14 protein-coding genes and 1 riboswitch are annotated in these 18,656 nt (G+C 68.3%); of the genes, 7 read left to right on the forward strand and 7 right to left on the reverse strand.

Annotated elements, in window-relative coordinates; genetic code table 11:
* Positions 1 to 44: 44 nt before the first annotated feature.
* Entirely contained in the window at positions 45 to 1,928 is a 1,884-nt protein-coding gene (locus tag QOL79_RS12215) for an ABC-F family ATP-binding cassette domain-containing protein (protein WP_282949285.1), read from the reverse strand.
* A gap of 82 nt (positions 1,929 to 2,010) precedes the next feature.
* On the opposite strand from QOL79_RS12215, the gene QOL79_RS12220 reads away from it, so the two are divergent.
* Positions 2,011 to 2,433 carry a VOC family protein gene (locus QOL79_RS12220; RefSeq protein WP_283419766.1) on the forward strand — a complete coding sequence of 141 codons (423 nt, stop codon included), beginning with the start codon at positions 2,011 to 2,013 and terminating at the stop codon, positions 2,431 to 2,433.
* 3 nt (positions 2,434 to 2,436) lie between these two features.
* Here the strand turns inward: QOL79_RS12220 and QOL79_RS12225 are convergent, their stop codons facing one another.
* The 3 genes from QOL79_RS12225 to QOL79_RS12235 are packed head-to-tail and all read right to left on the reverse strand — an operon-like array spanning position 2,437 to position 6,559.
* The gene (locus QOL79_RS12225) at positions 2,437 to 3,984 is read right to left on the reverse strand and encodes a DHA2 family efflux MFS transporter permease subunit (protein WP_282949287.1); all 1,548 of its coding nucleotides are present in this window, start codon (positions 3,982 to 3,984) and stop codon (positions 2,437 to 2,439) included.
* Positions 3,985 to 3,992: 8 nt separating this feature from the next.
* Complete coding sequence (locus QOL79_RS12230) at positions 3,993 to 5,138, reverse strand: HlyD family secretion protein (protein WP_283419767.1); 1,146 nt, start codon at positions 5,136 to 5,138, stop codon at positions 3,993 to 3,995.
* Positions 5,139 to 5,140: 2 nt separating this feature from the next.
* Entirely contained in the window at positions 5,141 to 6,559 is a 1,419-nt protein-coding gene (locus QOL79_RS12235) for an efflux transporter outer membrane subunit (protein WP_283419768.1), read from the reverse strand.
* A gap of 65 nt (positions 6,560 to 6,624) precedes the next feature.
* Between QOL79_RS12235 and QOL79_RS12240 the strand changes: the two genes are divergently transcribed.
* The 5 genes from QOL79_RS12240 to QOL79_RS12260 all read left to right on the forward strand — a co-directional run bounded on the left by QOL79_RS12240 (position 6,625) and on the right by QOL79_RS12260 (position 12,385).
* Positions 6,625 to 7,263: a TetR/AcrR family transcriptional regulator gene (locus QOL79_RS12240; protein WP_283419769.1), complete on the forward strand. Its 639-nt coding sequence runs from the start codon at positions 6,625 to 6,627 to the stop codon at positions 7,261 to 7,263.
* Between the two features lie 56 nt (positions 7,264 to 7,319).
* Positions 7,320 to 7,544, forward strand: a riboswitch (cobalamin riboswitch).
* A 177-nt stretch (positions 7,545 to 7,721) separates the two neighbouring features.
* Positions 7,722 to 9,644: a TonB-dependent receptor plug domain-containing protein gene (locus QOL79_RS12245; protein WP_283419770.1), complete on the forward strand. Its 1,923-nt coding sequence runs from the start codon at positions 7,722 to 7,724 to the stop codon at positions 9,642 to 9,644.
* A 115-nt stretch (positions 9,645 to 9,759) separates the two neighbouring features.
* Positions 9,760 to 10,626, forward strand: coding sequence for an ABC transporter substrate-binding protein (locus QOL79_RS12250; protein WP_283419771.1), 867 nt, complete (start codon positions 9,760 to 9,762; stop codon positions 10,624 to 10,626).
* Positions 10,623 to 11,609 (forward strand): FecCD family ABC transporter permease, encoded by a 987-nt coding sequence (locus tag QOL79_RS12255; RefSeq protein ID WP_283419772.1) that lies wholly within the window; start codon positions 10,623 to 10,625, stop codon positions 11,607 to 11,609. The genes QOL79_RS12250 and QOL79_RS12255 overlap by 4 nt, the downstream gene beginning before the upstream one ends.
* Positions 11,603 to 12,385, forward strand: coding sequence for an ABC transporter ATP-binding protein (locus QOL79_RS12260; protein WP_283419773.1), 783 nt, complete (start codon positions 11,603 to 11,605; stop codon positions 12,383 to 12,385). The genes QOL79_RS12255 and QOL79_RS12260 overlap by 7 nt, the downstream gene beginning before the upstream one ends.
* A gap of 36 nt (positions 12,386 to 12,421) precedes the next feature.
* Here QOL79_RS12260 and QOL79_RS12265 read toward each other — a convergent pair whose 3' ends face one another.
* The gene (locus tag QOL79_RS12265; protein WP_283419774.1) at positions 12,422 to 13,708 is read right to left on the reverse strand and encodes a cytochrome P450; all 1,287 of its coding nucleotides are present in this window, start codon (positions 13,706 to 13,708) and stop codon (positions 12,422 to 12,424) included.
* A gap of 123 nt (positions 13,709 to 13,831) precedes the next feature.
* Here QOL79_RS12265 and QOL79_RS12270 point away from each other — a divergent pair, with 123 nt between their 5' ends.
* Positions 13,832 to 16,534: a M1 family metallopeptidase gene (locus QOL79_RS12270; RefSeq protein ID WP_283419775.1), complete on the forward strand. Its 2,703-nt coding sequence runs from the start codon at positions 13,832 to 13,834 to the stop codon at positions 16,532 to 16,534.
* 52 nt (positions 16,535 to 16,586) lie between these two features.
* On the opposite strand, the gene QOL79_RS12275 is transcribed toward QOL79_RS12270, so the two are convergent.
* Both QOL79_RS12275 and QOL79_RS12280 read right to left on the reverse strand, forming a co-directional pair.
* Positions 16,587 to 17,027 carry a hypothetical protein gene (locus tag QOL79_RS12275; RefSeq protein WP_283419776.1) on the reverse strand — a complete coding sequence of 147 codons (441 nt, stop codon included), beginning with the start codon at positions 17,025 to 17,027 and terminating at the stop codon, positions 16,587 to 16,589.
* The gene (locus tag QOL79_RS12280) at positions 17,024 to 18,619 is read right to left on the reverse strand and encodes a helicase HerA-like domain-containing protein (RefSeq protein ID WP_502957488.1); all 1,596 of its coding nucleotides are present in this window, start codon (positions 18,617 to 18,619) and stop codon (positions 17,024 to 17,026) included. Before QOL79_RS12280 ends, QOL79_RS12275 begins: the two co-directional genes overlap by 4 nt.
* Positions 18,620 to 18,656 lie beyond the last annotated feature (37 nt).

An 18,656-nucleotide genomic window follows, 5' to 3' on the forward strand; every position in this document is an offset into this window, starting at 1 on the left:
CGTCGTCCGTCCCGCGATCCAGAGCAATCCCCCAAAGGATCCGATCAGGCCGCCGCCGTCTCGATCGCCTCGAGCGCTTCCATCCATGCCGCCTCGACGCCTTCCAGCTCAGACGCGAGCTTGCCGCGGCGCTGCGACAGGTCGCCCATCGTCAGCTTCGCGAGCGCGGGTTCGGCACTCGCGGGGTCGAACATCGCGCGGTCGATCGCGCTGATCTGCTGCGCGAGCTTTGCGGCGCGCGCCTCATGGTCCTTCGCGGTCTTGCGCAGCACCGCCTGCGCCTCGCGAGCCTTCGCGGCTTCCTGCCGCGCAGACTTGGCGTCCTTCGATCTGGCGGCGGGCTTCGCATCGTCGTTCGCGGCGCTCTTGCCGAGGATGAAGGCGACATAATCGTCCATGCTGCCGTCGAAATCGCGCGCGGTGCCATTGTCGACGAGTACCAGCCGGTCGGCGCTAAGCTCGAGCATATGGCGGTCGTGGCTGACGATCAGCACCGCGCCGTCGAAGCCGTTGAGCGCCTGCACCAGCGCCTCGCGCGCATCGACGTCGAGGTGGTTGGTCGGCTCGTCGAGGATCAGGAGGTGCGGCGCCTCGCGCGTGATCAGCGCGAGTGCGAGCCGCGCGCGTTCGCCGCCCGACAGTTTGCCGACTTCCGTCGTCGCCTTGTTGCCGGTGAAGCCGAAGCGCCCCAGTTGCGCGCGCACCGCGCCGGGCGTTTTGCCCGCCATCACGCGCGTCATATGACCGAGCGGCGTGTCGCTGCCGTCGAGTTCCTCGACCTGATATTGGGTGAAATAGCCGACGCGCATCTTGCCGGCGAAGGCCATCGCGCCATCCTCGGGCTTCAATTGCGCCGCGAGCAGCCGCGCGAGCGTCGTCTTGCCATTGCCGTTGCGGCCGAGCAGCGCGATGCGGTCGTCGGGATCGATGCGGAGGTTGAGGCGCGAGAGCACCGGATTGCCCGGCGCATAGCCGACGCTCGCGAGGTCGAGCGTGATCAGCGGCGGCTTCAGCTCGTCTCCGGGGCTCGGGAAGTCGAAGACGAGGCTCGGGTCCTCGGCGATCGACGCGATCGGCTGCATCCGGGCAAGCTGCTTCGCACGCGACTGCGCCTGTTTCGCGGTCGAGGCGCGCGCGCTGTTGCGCGCGACATAGTCCTGCAGCTTCGCACGCTGCGCGTCCTGCGCGGCCTTTGCCGCCGCAAGCTGCGCCGCGCGCTCGGCGCGCTGGCGCTCGAACGCGTCATAGCCGCCGGCGTAGAGCGTCACCTTACCGCCTTCGAGATGCAGGATATGGTCGACGACATTGTTGAGCAGGTCGCGCTCGTGGCTGATCACGACGAGCTGCCCCGGATAGGCGCGCAGAAAGCTTTCGAGCCACATCGTCGCTTCGAGATCGAGGTGGTTCGACGGCTCGTCGAGCAGCAGCAGGTCGGGGTTCGAGAAGAGCAAAGCGGCGAGCGCGACGCGCATCTTCCAGCCGCCTGAAAAGCTGTCGAGCGGCTGGCCTTGCATCTCCTCGTCGAAGCCGAGCCCGATCAGGATACGCGCGGCGCGTGCCGGCGCGGTATAGGCGTCGATCGCGATCAGCCGCTCGTGGATGTCGGCGAGCCTGTCGGGATCCTGCTCGGTTTCCGATGCGGCCAGCAGCTCGGCGCGTTCGGTGTCCGCCGCCAGCACCGTCTCGAACGGCGTCGCCGTCCCGCTCGGCGCTTCCTGCGCGATATAGCCGACGCGCGTGCGGCGCGGCATTTCGATGCCGCCCTCGTCGGCTTCGAGCTGGCCGATCATCACCTTCATCAGCGTCGACTTGCCCGCGCCGTTGCGCCCGATCAGCCCGACGCGGCTCTTCGGCGGCAGGCTCGCGCTCGCGCGGTCGAGGATTGTGCGCCCGCCGAGGCGCACGGTTAGGCCGTTGATCGTCAGCATGGGCGCGGCGCCTAGCATGATGCGCCCGAAAGCCCAAGCCCGACGCTGGCATTTCGGCGCACGGCACGCCACAAGCGACCGCATGAGCAACCTCGCCCCCTTCCACATCGCCTTTCCCGTCGACGATCTCGCCGCCGCGCGCCATTTCTACGGCACGGTGATGGGTTGCCCCGAGGGGCGCAGCGCCGCGGACTGGATCGACTTCAACCTCTATGGCCACCAGATCGTCGCGCACCGCGTCGAACGGCGCACGGCGGTCGCGGGGCACAATCCGGTCGACGGGCATGAGGTGCCGGTGCCGCATTTCGGCGTCGTGCTGCCGCCCGCCGACTGGCAGGCGCTTGCCGACCGGCTGAAAGGCCATGGCGTCGAATTCGTCATCGAACCGCACACGCGCTTTGCCGGCCAGCCGGGCGAACAATCGACGATGTTCTTCCTCGACCCGGCGGGCAATGCGCTGGAGTTCAAGGCCTTCGCCGACGTTGGACAATTGTTCGCCAGATAGCGGCTAGTGCCCGCCGCCCATCGATATCTGCTTCGGGCGCGGTGCGAACCACACCGCTATCGCGGCCAGCACGAATACCACCGCCGCCGCGAGGAACAGGTGCAGCACGCCGAGCGTCGAGGCCTGGACATCGACGAGGCGCTCGATCGCGGCCCGCGCCTGCTCGAGCGTGAGCCCGGCATTCTGCAGCGAGGTCATCGCCGCCTCGGGATTGTTCAGCGACGACACGAGTTCGGAGCGCGAGGTGCGGCTGGCATCGTCCCACGCGGTCGTTGCGACCGCGGTCCCGATCGCCCCGCACAGCGTGCGCAGGAAGCTCATCAACCCGGCGGCCGACGTCTGGTGTTGCGCGGGCACAGAGCTCAGCGCGAGCGCGGTGAGTCCGACGAAGAAGAAGGGCATGCCCATCCCCTGCAATATGTGCGGTAGCGCCAGCGTCCAGTAACCGACATCGGCGTTCCAGCTCGCCCGCAGGATCGACATGAACGCCATCCAGAGGATACCGCCCGAGATGGTGATGCGGACATCGACCTTCGTCATCAGGCCCGCCGCGACCGGCGACAGCAGGACGGCGAACACGCCGAGCCAGGCAACGATGAAGCCGGTCTCGGTCGCCGTATAACCCGCGACCTGCTGGAGCCATAAGGGCGTCAGCACGACCTGCGCAAAGAAGGCGCCGAAGCCGAGCGAGATCGCCATGGTCGCGAAGGTAAAGCCGCGAAAGCGGAAGATGCGCAGGTTCACGACCGGATTGGCGTCGGTGAGCTCCCAGATCACGAAGGCGGCGAAGCTGATCGCGGCGACGATTGCGAGCCCGACGATCCACGTCGATTCGAACCAGTCATGCTCGCGCCCGGTGTCGAGCATGATCTGGAACGCCCCGACCGACATGACGAGCAGGATCAGGCCGATGACGTCGATCCGCGCCTTTGCGCGCTTCGTCTCGAACGGCGTAAGCAAGGTGAAGACGCCGAATGCGCAGATCGCAACGACCGGCAGGTTGATGAAAAAGATCCAAGGCCAGGTCCAGTTGTCGCTGATCGTGCCGCCGAGGATCGGACCGAGGATCGGCGCGGTGGTCGTCGTCATCGCCCAGATTGCAAGGCCGACGCCGGCCTTTTCCTTGGGAAAGATACGCAGCAACAGAATCTGCGACAGCGGCATCAAGGGTCCGCCCGACAGCCCCTGCAGCACGCGGAAGAGCACCAGCGCGTCGAGCGTGCGCGAAACGCCGCATAGGAAGGAGAAAATGCCAAAGCCGACGATCGAGACCATGAACCATCGCACCGTGCCGAACCGCATCGCGAGCCAGCCGGTCAGCGGCACGCTGATCGCGTCGGCGACCGCATAGCTGGTGATGACCCATGTCCCCTGCGTCGGCGACACCGCAAGGCCGCCCGCGATATGCGGGACCGAGACATTGGCGATCGTCGTGTCGAGCACGACGACGAAATTGGCGAGCGCGAGCGCGAAGGCTGCGACGATGAGCCGCACGCCCGTCAGCGGTTGCGGTTCGGCCGGAATGGCGGATACGGCGGCGGCGCTAGCCATGCTTCAGCTCATTTCCCGCGCGTGTCGATCACTGCTTCCATCGACAGCCCGACGCGCAGCGGATGCTCTTTCAGATCGCGGGGGTCGATCGCGATGCGCACCGGCAGGCGCTGCACCACCTTGACCCAGTTGCCGGTCGCGTTCTGCGCCGGGATCAGCGCGAAGGCCGCGCCGGTGCCGCCCGCGATGCCGATCACCTTGCCGCGATAGACGACATCGCCGCCATAATAGTCCGAGGTCAGCTCGACCGGCTGGCCGATGCGGATGCGCCTGAACTGGCTTTCCTTGAAATTCGCGTCGACATAGGCGGTCGCGACAGGGACGATCACCATGATCGGCGCGCCCGCGGCGATCCGCTGGCCGACCTGCACCTGCTTGTTGGTGACGACGCCGTCGACCGGCGCGCGGATCACGGTGCGCGCGAGGTCGAGCTTGGCCTTCTCCAGCCGCGCCTGCGCTGCGGCGACGTCGGGGGCGGTGTCGATCGTCGTGCCGCGCACCACCGCCTCGGCGGCGCCGAGATCGCCGCTCGCCGAACCACGCGTTGCTTCGGCCGAGGAAATTCCCGCCGCCGCAAGGTCGCGCGCAGCGATTGCCGAGGCGAGCGCGGTGCGCGCGGTCGTCAGTTCCTCGGCGGAGACCGCGCCGGTGCCCGCGATGCTTTCGCGCCGCGCCAGTTCGGCGCGCGCCTTGGCAACCGCCGCGTCGGCGTCGCGAAGCCGCGCCCGCGCCTGCGCGATATCGGCGCCGCGCGCCGCGACGCGCGAGCGCGCCGCATCGGCGGTCGCGCTCGCCTGACCATAGCGCTGGCGCGCCTGGCGCAGCGCGGCCTCGGCATCGGCGACCGCAATCCGCTGGTCGGCATCGTCGAGGATGACGAGGATGTCGCCCTTCTTCACCACCTGCGTGCCGCTGACGCGGACATCCTTGACCGGGCCCGCGACGAGCGCGGTCACCGTCGCCGAATCGGCGCCGACATAGGCATTGTCGGTCGACACGCGCCCCGCTTGCGTCAGGAAATACCAGATGCCCCAGAGCGCCGCGATCGCCACGATGGCGATGGCGAGAATCCTGAGCAGTCGCTTGCGCTTTTCGGGCTGCGCGACATTTTCCTCAAGCGTTTCGGGGGTAGCCGCAGCCGTATCGTCGGCCATCGTCATTCTCCTGCGTTTGTCTGGTAACCGCCGCCAAGCGCGCGGATCAGGGCGATATCGAGGGAGAGCCTGCGCGCTTCGAGGTCGGAGACCTGCCGCGCGAGCTGGGCCATGCTGTCTTCGGCGGTGAGCTGCGGCAGCTGGGTCGATAGGCCCGCGCGATAGCGGAGCCCCGCAAGCTGCGCCGCGTCGGTCGCCGCCTTGAGCGCCGCGCGCCGGTCGCCCAATTGCCGCTCGGTCGCGGCGCGGCTCTGGGCGATATCGGCAACGTCGCGCAGCGCCGCGATCAGTGTCCGGTCGTAATTCGCCACGGCCGTGTCGAATTCGGCGCGGGCGCCGCGATAGCGGCCCGCGAGGCGCCCGCCGTCGAAGATCGGGAGGCTGATCGCGACGCCGCCATTGCCATAGTCCGATCCCTTGTCGAACAGCTTCGACAGGCCGAGCGACTGGAACCCGACGAGCGCCGAGAGGTTGATATTCGGATAGAAATCGGCCCTCGCGACGTCGATGCGCTTCGCCGCCGCCTCGGCGCGCAGCCGCGCCGCGACGATATCGGGCCGGCGTCCGACAAGGTCGATGCCCGCCTGCGGCGGCAGGTCGATATCGGGCGAGGCAAGCGTCGGCCGCGTGATCGCGCGGCCGCGGTCGGGGCCCGCGCCGACGAGCGCGGCGAGCCGGTTGCGCGTCGTCGCGATCGCCTCGTCGAGCGCCGCGATATCGCCGCGTGCCGCCGCGGCGCGGCTTTCGGCCTGCCGCTCGGCCGACTGGTTCTCGATCCCCGCCAGCGTGCGCTTGGCCGATACATCGGCGCTCGCGCTGCGCACGCGAACCGCTTCCTCTGCGACATCGAGCGCCCGGTAATAGCCTGCAAGGTCGGCATAGGCCGAAGCGATACCGGTGGTCAGCATCAGCCGCGCCTGCGCTTCGTCGACGCGCGCCGCCTCGGCCTCCGATGTCGCGGCGGTGAGCGCCGCGCGGTTCTTGCCCCACAGGTCGAGATCGAAACCGAAGGTCGCGGCGACATGGCCGGTGTCCTGAATGCCGTCGGGCACGAATTGCGGCGGGATGCCGTTATTCTTGCTCTGCTGGACGCCGCCCGCGCTGCCCTCGACCCCGGCGCGCGGAAGCAGCGCCGCCCCCGCCTGCTGCGCCATAGCTTCGGCGGCGCGGACGCGCGCGGCGGCCGTCGCGATATCGGGCGAGCCCTTCAGCCCTTCGGCGATCAGCGCGTCGAGCTGCGGATCGCCAAGAGCCTGCCACCAGCCCTCGACGGGCCAGGCACCCCGTGCATCGGCAAAAGTCGCTGACGATTCAAGCGACTCGGCGGCAGCCGGGGCCGGTCTGGGACCGAGATCGGGAACGCTGGCGCAGCCCGCAAGCAGGCTCAGCACAAGGGCGGAGGGGAGAATCCTATTAGGCATGGCATCCAATGATACTAGCTGGTATCATGCGCCATTGCACCTTGGAGATTCAGTTGTCAATCGAAATGATACCAGCCAGTACGGCCACCCTCGACGATGCCGCCGCCGCGCGCCGCAAGGCGTTCGTTGACGCGGCGCGCGAGGCCTTTTTCGCGAACGGCTATGCAGGCACCACAATGTCCTCGATCGCCAGCAAGGTTGGCGGGTCGAAAACCACGCTCTGGAGCTATTTCCCGTCGAAGGAGGAATTGTTCGAGGCGGTCGTCGACGACATCGTCGAGCAATACGGCCATATGCTCACGATCGACCTGCCGGTGGACCAGCCCGTGCCCGACGTGCTCCGCGGCTTCGGCACCATATTGATGACCAAACTCACCGCGACCCCGCTGCTTTCGCTCTATCGGTTAGTCGTCGGCGAGGCCGACCGCTTCCCGCACCTCGCTGAGACCTTCTACGACCGCGGCCCGCGGCGCGGCAAAGCGCGCGCCGCCGAATGGGTCGCCGACAAGATGGCGCGCGGCGAGATCCGCATGGGCGATCCGATGCGCGCGGTGCAGCATTTCTCGGGCCTCTGCCAGTCGGGCGTCTATCAGTTCGCGCTGCTCTGCCTGCCCGGGGGGAACGACCCCCAACGGCTCGCGGCCGAGGTCGACGATGCGGTCGAAACCTTCTGCCGCGCCTGGTGCCTGCCCGCACCCGAATAAGAAAGCCGATTGCCAAAATATGCTATCGCGCTATGGGCGGCGGCGCGGGGCCTTGGCCTCGCATGATCGCGCCGGTGCCCCGATAGGGGCTTAATAGGGAACGCGGTAGGAAGGATGGCACGCGCCGCCCTTCGAAGCCGAGGCTGTCCCTGCAACTGTAAGCGGTGAGCGCGATGCACCGCCCCGGACCCGTCCGGGGCAGCCACTGGGCCCAGCCCGGGAAGGCGTGCATCAAGCGATGACCCGCGAGCCAGGAGACCTGCCGGCGTGGGTCGCTCAATGCCTTTGGTCCAGGGAAAGACCGGGGCACGGGATATTCCGTCGAGCGACGACCAGGCGGCGGGTCCGCCGCGGTGCAGGATGCGTGGGCTCTTTACGCCACCCCGCTCCCTGCGCCGGCCGGTCGCAGGACGTGCCCGGCAGGCCCCGCCTTCGTTGCTGGCGTGCGGGGGATTCCCATGTTGAAGAGCATTTCCATTTCCGTGCTTACTCTGGCGGCGACGCCTGCCCTTGCCGAAACCGGCGACATCGCCGACCGGCCGGGCGAGGAAATCATCGTTTCCGCGTCGCGATCGGGCGAGGGGATCGAGGCCGACAAGCTCGGCGCCTCCGTAACCGTCATCGCCCCCGATACGCTCGAGGCGCGCCAGACGCGCATCGTCTCCGACGTCCTGCGCGACGTTCCGGGTGTTGCCGTGAACCGCATCGGCGCGGTCGGCGGCCAGACGCAGATCCGCATCCGCGGCACCGAGGCCAATCACGTCCTCGTCCTCATCGACGGCATCGAGGCCGCCGACCCCTTCCAGGGCGAGTTTGATTTCGGCACGCTGATCGCCGACCCCGCGGCGCGGATCGAGGTGCTGCGCGGCCAGCAATCGTCGCTCTACGGCTCCGACGCGATCGGCGGCGTGATCAACTATATTACCCTGTCGGGCCGCGAGGCGCCGGGCTATGCCGCGCGCATCGAGGGCGGCAGCTTCGGCACGATCAGCGGCGGCGCCCGCGCCGCGGGCGCATTGGGCGATTTCGACTATGCGTTGTCGGGCTCCTACTATGGCACCGACGGCTATGCGACCGCGCGCGGTGGCACCCGCGACGTCGGATCGGACAGCGTCGGTGCGACCGCGAAGCTGGGCTGGGCTCCGGGCGAGGCCTTCGAGCTGACCGGCGTGCTCCGCTACAGCTATACCGACGCCGATACCAACAACAGCGAGTTCGATCCGACGAGCCCGCTCTTCGGTTATACGGTCGACAGCCCCGGCGTGCATTACACGAACGAGGCCTTCTACGGCCTGCTCTCGGCGCAGTTCAGCGCGCTCGACGGCCGCTGGGTGAGCACGCTTTCGGGCCAGTTCGCCGACGCGACGCGCAAGAGCTATACCAGCGTCGGGCTCGACTATGGCAACAAGGGCCAGCGCTACAAGGGCAGCTTCACGTCCAGCCTGTCGCTCGGGACCGCGGCGCTTACCCACCGGCTGACCGCCGCGGTCGACGTCGAGCGGGAGAATTTCCGCAGCCTCAGCCCCTTCGCCTTTCAGGGCAAGCGCCACACCGACAATCTCGGCATCGTCGGCCAATATGAGCTGATCGGCGACGCCTTCTCGCTGGGCGCCTCGGTGCGCCACGACGACAACAACCGTTTTGCCAATGCGACGACCTGGCGCGTGCAGGGCAGCTATCGCCTGCCGACCGGCACCCGCATCCGCGCCGCCTATGGCACCGGGGTCAAAAACCCCGGCTATTACGAGCTCTATGGCTTCATCGACGGCGTTTACATCGGCAACCCCGACCTCAAGCCCGAAAAGTCGGAGGGCTGGGAGGCCGGGGTCGAACAGAGCTTCGGCGCCGACAATTGGGCGACGCTCGGCGTCACCTGGTTCGATTCGAAGCTGACCGACGAGATCTTCACCGACTATCCGCCGCCGAATTTCGTCGCGACCCCGTCGAACCGCGCGACCGACAGCAAGCAGCACGGCATCGAAGCCTTCGCGAGCGCGCAGCCGATCCCCCAGCTCCGCTTCGACCTCGCCTATACCTGGCTGAAATCGCGCGAGAATGGCGTCGCCGAAATCCGCCGCCCGAAGCATGTCGCGAGCTTCAACACCACCGTCACCAGCGCCGACCAGCGCCTCGCGGGGACGCTGACGCTGCGCTACAACGGCCGCGCCACCGACAGCGCCTATATCGACCCGAGCTATATTCCGGTTACCGTCGCGCTGAAGGAATATGTCCTCGTGAACCTCGGCCTCGATTACAAGGTCAGCGGCGCGATCTCGGTCTTCGGGCGCGTCGAGAATCTGCTGGGTGAGGATTATGAGGAGGTTTTCAGCTTCGTCGGCTCCGGACGCGCTGCCTATGGCGGCGTGCGGCTGAGCTTCTGACGATGAAGCCGCAACGCCCCGGCGTTGACCGACGCTGCAGACTCATCCCCCAAACGGCGCCGTTAAAGCGTCCGTTCCGCGAACCGAATGTTCGCGCGCAGGCGGGCTTCGGGTTTTGAGGCACACCCGCCTGGCCCTCGGTGCGCTGTTGGCGGCGACCGGCGCGGGTGCGCTCTGGGCGGCAGTGCCCGCGAGCGCGCCCAAGGCGCCGGCCGCGCCGGCCGCGCCCGACCGCATCGTCTCGATCAACCTCTGCACCGACCAGCTCGTCCTTGCGCTCGCCGACCGGCGCCAGATCGCGGGGTTGACGCGCAACGCGATCGATCCCGAAATGTCGGGTGCCGCCATCACGGCGCGCGGCCTGCCGCTGCTCAGCAATTCGGCCGAGCAGATCCTCGCGATCGATCCCGACCTTGTCGTGGGGATGCCCGCGAGCCGCAGCGCCGCGCTCGCCGCGCTGCCGCGCCAGACCTACCCGCTGCTCGATGTCGACAACGCGACCACGCTGGACCAGATCTACGTCTCGATCCGGCAGACGGCCAAGGCGGTCGGCCACATCGGCCGCGGCGAAGCGCTCGTCGCGCGGATGCAGGCCGAGCTCGCGGGCCTGCCGAAGCCCGGGCGCGGCCGCGTCGCGGCCTATTACCAGCGGCGCGGCTATATGACCGGTACGGGCACGCTGGTCGACGAACTGATGGACCGCGCCGGTCTCGTCAACCTCGCCCGAAAACTCGGCAAGCCGCCGCTGTCGCAGCTCAGCCTCGAGGAGATGGTCGCCGCGCAGCCCGATTTCCTGATCGTCGAAAGCGCGACCGACACCGTCACCGACCAGGGCAGCGAAATGCTCCATCATCCCGCGTTGAAGCACATTCCGCGCATCAGCATTCCGGAGGCTTGGACCGTGTGCGGTAGTCCCGGCTATGCGAGCGCCGCGCACGCGATCATCGCGCAAATCGCCGCGATCGACCGGGGCGGCCAATGAGCCGCTCGCTGCTCCTCGCGCTGCTCGCCGCGCTGACGCTCGCCGCCGCGATCGCTTCGCTGCTGTTCGGCCCCGTCGACCTGTCGGTCGGCCGGTTGCTTGCCGCCGCATCGGGTCATGGCGATACGATCGCGACCACGATCCTCTTCGAGCTGCGCCTGCCGCGCACGGTGCTGGCGCTGGTCGTCGGTGCGATCCTCGGCCTCGCGGGCGCAGCGCTGCAAGGCTATCTGCGCAACCCGCTTGCCGAGCCCTCGGTGCTCGGCACCTCGAACGCCGCCGCGCTCGGCGGGGTCGCCGCGCTCTATTTCGGTTTCGCGCAAATCCACCCCGCCGCGCTGCCGCTGCTTGCGATCGGCGGCGCGCTGCTGTCGCTCGCCGTGCTCTTCGCGCTCGCCGGGCGTTCGGAAAGTCCATTGACGCTGATCCTCGCCGGGCTCGCGGTCGGCACGCTCGCCGTTGCCGGAACCAGCCTCGCGCTCAACCTGTCGCCCAATCCCTTCGCGGCGATGGAGATCATGACCTGGCTGCTCGGCAGCCTCGAAAACCGGTCGTTCGAGCATGTCTGGATCGCGCTGCCGTGCGTCGCCATCGGCGCGGCGATGCTGCTCTGGAACAGCCGTGCGCTCGACGCGCTGACGCTGGGCGAGGATGCCGCGCAGGCGCTCGGCGTCGATATCCGCCGCCTCCGGCTCCGCCTGCTTGTCGGTACCGCGATCGGGGTCGGCGGCGCCGTCGCGGTAGCGGGCGCGATCGGCTTCGTCGGGCTGATCGTCCCGCACCTGATGCGGCCGCTCACCGACCGCAGCCCCTCGGCGACCCTGCTGCCCTCGGCGATCGGCGGCGCGGCGCTGCTGGTGCTCGCCGACATCGGGGTGCGGATCATCCCGACGACGAATGAGCTGAAACTCGGCGTCGTCACCGCCTTCCTCGGCGTCCCGATATTCCTTGTCCATCTGATGCGGGAGAAGCGGATATGGTGACGCTCACGCTCGATCGGGTCGGCGTCGCGCTCGGCCGCCGCCCCGTCGTCCGCGACGTCAGCGCCGCGTTCGCCGCAGGCACGCTGACCGGCATCGTCGGCCCCAATGGCGCGGGCAAGTCGACGCTGGCGCGCGCGATGCTCGCTCTCGTCCCCGCGACCGGCGCCGTGCGGATCGACGGCGACGATGTGGCGGCGCTGCCTCGCGCCGGGCTCGCGCGCCGCATCGCCTATCTGCCGCAGGGCCAGACCCTGCACTGGCCGCTCACCGTCGAGCGGCTCGTCGGCCTCGGCCGCCTGCCGCACCTCGCGCCGATGTCGCGGATCGCCGCCGGCGACGTCGCCGCAATCGAACGCGCGATGGCGCGCGCCGATGTGCTCGATCTCAGGGACCGTATCGCGACCGAGCTTTCGGGTGGCGAGCGCGCGCGGACACTGTTCGCGCGCGCGCTCGCGGTCGAGGCGCCGGCGCTGATCGCCGACGAGCCGCTCGCCAGCCTCGACCCCGGCCACCAGATCGACGTAATGGAATTGCTCCGCGCCGAGGCCGACACGGGCAAGCTGGTGATCGCAGTGCTCCACGATCTCACCATGGCGGCGCGCTACTGCGACCGGCTGCTTGTCATCGACCGGGGCACGATCCTGGCCGACGGCACGCCGCGCGACGTGCTGACGCCCGAGCTGCTGCGCGCGGTCTATGGCATCGACGCACGGATCGAGACCGGCGGCGACTGGCCGACCGTCACCACCTTCGGCCGCGCGCAACCACCCGATTGACCGCCTGCCGCGCTGAACTACCCGCCGACGCTCCGTCTAAGCCGCCTCGAACCGGATCGGCAGCCGCTTCAGCCCGCCGACGAACACCGATTCGACCCGCGCCGGCTCGCCCGCCAGTTCCAGCCTTCTCAGCCGCGGCAACAGCTCCTCCATCATAATCCGCATTTCCATCCGCGCGAGATGCTGGCCGAGGCAGACATGCGCGCCGAAGCCGAAGGCGATCTGCGGGTTCTTGTCGCGGTCGGGGTCGAAGGTGAAGGGATCGGCGAAAACCTCCTCGTCGCGGTTGCCCGAGACATAGCTCAGCATCAGCCAGTCGCCTTCAGGGATCGTCTGCCCGCCGATCTCGACGTCCTCGCGGGCGCTGCGCATGAAATGCTGCACCGGGGTCGTCCAGCGGATCGCTTCCTCGATCAGCCCCGCCTTGTCGGTCCCGGCATCGCGAAAGCGTTCGAAGAGCGCCGGGTTCTTCGCCAGCTCCATGATCGCCCCCGCGGTCGAGGCGCTCGTCGTGTCGTGCCCCGCGGTCGCGATGATCATATAATAGCCGGCGAGCTCGCGGTCGGGGATCTGCTCGCCGCCGACCATCGCGTTGGCGATCACCGTCGCGATATCCTGGCGCGGATTCGTCCGGCGGTCGGCCGTGAGTTCGCGGAAATAGGTCTCGAAATCGGCGATCACATAATGCAGCATCGCGATCGCCTGCTCGGCGCTGGTGATCTCGACCTTGTTGCGGTTGAGTTCGGGATCGGTCGATCCGAACAATTGCTGCGTCAGCATCAGCATCCGCGGCTCGTCCTCGGGCGGAACGCCCAGAATATCCATGATCACGCGCAGCGGATAATGCGCCGCGACGTCGCGGGCAAAATCGGTCTCGCCGCCTGCCTCCAGCATCCGGTCGACCGTCTCGCGCGCGATAAGGCGGATGCGGTCTTCGACGATCTTCAGATTCTTCGGCATGAACCAGCTCTGCGTCAGCAGGCGGTATTTCATATGGTCGGGCGCATCCATCTGCACCAGCGAACGAATGAGGTGGCCGTCATTGTTGGGCGTCGCGGCGCGCGCCAGGGCTTCGCCGTCGCGGTTGGTGAGCACGGTCGGGCGGATGCCGTTCGCAAAGCGCTGCGGATCGCGGCTGATCGCCATGATGTCGGCGTGCCGCGTCACCAGCCAGAAGGGATCGTGATCGGGGTTTTCGGCCACCGCGAGCGGCGCGTTGGCGCGCGCCCACGCGAGCTGCTCGTGAAGGGGTTCCCAATCGCCATAGGCAACCGGGTTGACGACGGCGGCGGATACCTCTCCGGGCAATATAGGTTTTGTCATGAAACCAAAACTGCCCCAACTCCTGTCGTCTGTCGAGACTTGTCGCGAATCCACCGAAACTTGTCTTTGCGCAAAGCGGGGCGTGGGCTTAGGCGCGCGCAAACCATATCGGGGATCGCCATCATGAAAAAATATCCGACTCGCCATCTGCTCGTCGCCGCCGTCTCGTCGCTCGGGCTTGCCGCCTGCGCCGCGCAGCCTGGAATCGCCCCCGCCGCGCCAGTCGCCGCCGCGCCCGCCTTCACCGGCGCCCCGCTCGACGCCAGCGTCCCCAGCCAGCTGCCCCGAATCGCGCGCCCACTGCATTATGCGATCAGCGTGACCCCCGATGCGCAGGCGTTGACCTTCGCCGGCGAGGCCGCGATCGACATCGAGCTCTATGAAGCGTCGGCGACGCTGACGCTCAACGCGCTCGACCTCGCCTTCGCCGGCGCGACGCTCACCGGCGCCGACGGCAAGGCGGTTCCGCTGACCGTCGCGACCGATGCCGCGGCGCAGACCGCGACCTTCACTGCCCCCGCGCCGCTCGCGCCCGGCCGCTATCGCCTGACCACCGCCTACACCGGCGTCATCAACACGCAGGCGAACGGGCTCTTCGCGCTCGACTATCCCGACAAGGCGACGGGCAGGGAGGTGCGCGGGCTCTTCACCCAGTTCGAGGCGCCCGACGCGCGCCGCTTCGTCCCCAGCTTCGACGAGCCGAGCTACAAGGCGACCTTCGACCTCGCGGTGACCGTGCCCGAGGGCGACCTCGCGGTCAGCAACATGCCGGTGGCAAGCGAAACCCCGGCCCAAGGCGGGCGGAAAAAGGTGGTGTTCCAGACCTCGCCCAAAATGTCGTCCTACCTCCTCTTCTTCGCGACGGGCCAGTTCGAACGCCTCGCGGCGAAGAGCGAAAGCGGCGCCGAGGTCGGCATCGTCTCGCCAAAGGGCTCGGGCGAGCAGGCGCGCTTTGCGCTCGACAGCCTCGGCCCGCTGCTCACCTACTACAGCGACTATTTCGGTCAGCCCTATCCGCTGCCCAAGCTCGACAATGTCGCGGGGCCCGGCCAGTCGCAATTCTTCGGCGCGATGGAAAATTGGGGCGCGATCTTCACCTTCGAACGCATCCTGCTCGACGACCCGAAGATCACCAGCGATGCGACGCGGCAGGAAATCTACACGACGCAATCGCACGAGGTCGCGCACCAGTGGTTCGGTGATCTCGTCACGATGGCATGGTGGGACGACCTCTGGCTCAACGAAGGCTTTGCGAGCTGGATGGAAACCAAGTCGACCGACCACTTCCATCCCGACTGGCAACCGCTGCTGGACCGCGTCGGCGGGCGCGAGCGCGCGATGGGGCTCGACGCCTTCGCGACGACGCACCCGATCGTCCAGACGATCCGCACCGTCGAGGATACCAATCAGGCTTTCGACGCGATCACCTATCAAAAGGGCGAAGCCGTCATCACGATGCTCGAATCCTATGCGGGCGAGAATGTGTGGCGCGATGGCCTCCGCGCCTACATGGCGAAGCATAAATATGCGAACACGCGCACCGATGACCTGTGGAACGCGGTCGAGGCCGCAGGCGCCAAGGGCCTGACGGCGATCGCGCACGACTTCACCGGGCAGCCCGGCATCCCGCTGCTCCGCGTCGGCGCGGTGAGCTGCACGGGCGGCACCACGACCGTCGCGCTGACGCAGGGCGAATTTTCGCGCGACCGCAAGGACAGTATCGAGGCGCAGGGACGCCGCTGGCAGGTGCCCGTGCTCGCGCAGGCGGGCGAGGGCGGGATCGCGCGGCAGGTGGTGTCGGGCGGCGCCGGTACGCTGACCTTGCCCGGCTGCGGACCGGTGCTGATCAACGCCGGGCAGGCGGGCTATTATCGCACCCTCTATTCGCCCGCGGCGCTCGCCGCCCTGCGCGGCCGGTTCGCGGCGCTCGCCCCGATCGACCAGCTCGGGCTGCTCGGCGACAATTTCGCGCTCGCCAACGCCGGTTACCAGCCGATGGGCGCCGCGCTCGGCCTGCTCGCAGCGACGCCGAAGGACGCCAACCAGAAGGTGCTCGCCGAAGCCGCCGGCCGCTACGAAATCCTCTACGACTATTTCGACGACCAGCCCGCGCTGCGGGGACAGGTCGCCGCGCGCGCCAGCGCCGCGCTGTCGCCCGCGATGGCGCGCCTCGGCTTCGACCCGCGTCCCGGCGAGCCGGCGCTCGACGCGATCCTGCGCTCCGACCTGCTCGATTCGCTCGGCGCGATGGGCGACCCGGCGGTGCTGGCGGAGGCGCGGCGCCGCTTCGCATGGCTCGACCGCGATCCCGCCGCGCTCGACGGCCCGCTGAAGTCGCGCTGGATCGGCATCGTCGCAGCCAACGCCAGTGCGGCCGAATGGGACAAGCTGCGCGCGATGGCGAAAGCATCGAAATCGGCGGTCGAACGCAGCGCCTTCTACACGAGGCTCGGCAATGCCAAGGATCCCGCGCTCGCGAAGCGCGCACTGGCGCTCGCGCTCACCGACGAGCCGGGCAAGACCGTCAGCGCCGCGATCATCAGCACGGTCGCGCGCACCCACCCCGAACTGGCGGTCGACTTCGCGCAGGCGAACCGCGCCGCGGTCGACGGGCTGATCGACGCCGCGTCGCGCGCGCGCTTCGTCGCCGCGCTGGCCGCCTGGTCGAACGACCCGGCGATGATCGCGAAGCTCGAAGCGATTGCGGCGCCGCTGCCCGCCGACGCCCGCAAGCCCTATGACAAGACGATCGCCAGCCTGAAGGAACGCGGCGCCAGCCGCCCGCGCATCAAGGGCGAAATCGCGGCTTGGCTGAAGGGCAACTAGGGTTGGGTGGCCGATCCCGTCATCCGCGCCTTCGCGCGGATGACGGGAATCGCTATTCGGCGAGCTGCGGCGCTCCCGCGGGCATCGCGCTCTTCCATTCGCTGCGCGCCTTGCGGATCATGGCTTTCAGCGCCGCGGCGTGGCGCAGCCATGCCGCGGCGGCCTCTGCGGTCCATTCGCTCCCGGCCGCGCTGCCAAGCTCCTCGACTGTCATGTCGATGAAGGCGTCATATTCGGCGATCGGCAACGCGCCATAGCTGCGGTGCGTGAACACCAGTTCGGTCACCAGCGGCCAGACCCAGGCCTCGCCCTTTGCGAGGCCCAGCATCATTTCGAACGTCTCGTCGGTCATTCGCCGCGACGCGGCATCGACCGAGATGAAGCTCGCGCGCCGCTCGGGAAAGGCCGCGAAGAAGCTCTCGAACAGCGGCAGGCGTATATCCGCGCCGGCGGCGGCGATCAGGCTCGCTTCCATCGCCGCCGCCTCGCTCATTTGAACAGACTGCCCAAAATGCCGCGCATCAGCTGCCCGCCGAACTTGCCCGCGACCTGTCGGCCGAGGCTGGTCGCCGCCGACCGCGCCGCCGACTGGATCATCTTGTCGGCCATCGACGGCTTCGCAGCCTCGCGCGCCGCCGCCTTTTCCTGTTGCAGCCGCACGCGCTCCTCGGCGGCCTTGCGCTTCGCCTCTTCCTTCGCGGCAATCGCGGCCTGCTTGTCGGCCTCGGCCTGCGCTTTCGCCTCGACCGCCGCCGCCTGCGCCTGCTCGGCCTTGGCGGCAAGCAGTTCCTCGGCGCTTTCGCGGTCGACCGCCGTGTCATATTTGCCCGCAACAGGCGAGATCGACTGGATGATCGCGCGCTCCTTCGCGTCGAGCGGGCCGGCGCGCGAGCAGGGCGGCTTGATCAGCGTGCGCTCGACCGGCGAGGGCGCACCGTCGGCCATCAGCAACGAGACGAGCGCCTCGCCGACCTTCAACTCGGTGATCTCGCGCTCGACATTCACCTTGGGGTTGGGGCGAAAGGTGTCGGCCGCTGCCTTGACCGCCTTCTGGTCGCGCGGGGTGAAGGCGCGCAGCGCGTGCTGGACGCGGTTGCCGAGCTGCGCCGCGACATCCTCGGGCACGTCGATCGGGTTCTGCGTCACGAAATAGACCCCGACGCCCTTCGAACGGATCAGGCGCACGACCTGCTCGATCTTCTCGGTCAGCGCGGGCGGCGCGTCGTCGAACAGCAGATGCGCCTCGTCGAAGAAGAAGACGAGCTTCGGCTTGTCGGGATCGCCGACCTCGGGAAGCGTCTCGAACATTTCGGACAGCAGCCAGAGCAGGAAGGTCGCATAGAGCTTCGGGCTGGCCATCAGCTTGTCGGCGGCGAGGATATTCAGGTAGCCGCGGCCATTCTCGTCGGTGCGGATCATGTCCTGGATGTCGAGCGCGGGCTCGCCGAAGAAATGGTCGCCGCCCTGGCTTTCGAGCGTCAGCAACTGTCGCTGGATCGTGCCGACCGTGGCCTTCGACACATTGCCATATTTGGTCGTCAGTTCGTCGGCATTCTCGGCGCACCAGGCGAGCATCGCCTGCAAATCGCCCAGATCGAGCAGCAGCAGATTCTGTTCGTCGGCAACGCGGAAGGCAATCGCGAGTACGCCTTCCTGCACCTCGTTGAGCCCCATCAGCCGCGCGAGCAGCAGCGGTCCCATTTCCGAAATCGTCGTGCGAATGGGATGCCCCTGCTCGCCGAACAGATCCCAGAAGATCACCGGATTGTCGTGATAGGCCCAATCGCTGTCGCCGATCTCGGCGGCGCGCGCGGCGAAAATCTCGTGCATCTTCGATGTCGGGCTGCCCGCCATCGCCATGCCGGCAAGGTCGCCCTTCACGTCGGCGACGAACACCGGCACGCCGACCGCCGAAAAGCCCTCGGCCAGGTCCTGCAGGGTCACCGTCTTGCCGGTGCCGGTCGCGCCCGCGATCAGCCCGTGGCGGTTCGCACGCTTCAGCACCAGCGACTGGCGTGGCCCGTCGGGCGCTCCGCCGCCGCCGAGGCCGATGTAGATTTCGGTCGCTTCGCTGCCGTCGCTCACTCTGCATTCCTCCATTCGGGCACCCGATCAATGGTCT

Origin of the sequence: Sphingopyxis sp. Geo48 (assembly GCF_949769155.1) — a bacterium.
Lineage (GTDB): Bacteria > Pseudomonadota > Alphaproteobacteria > Sphingomonadales > Sphingomonadaceae > Sphingopyxis.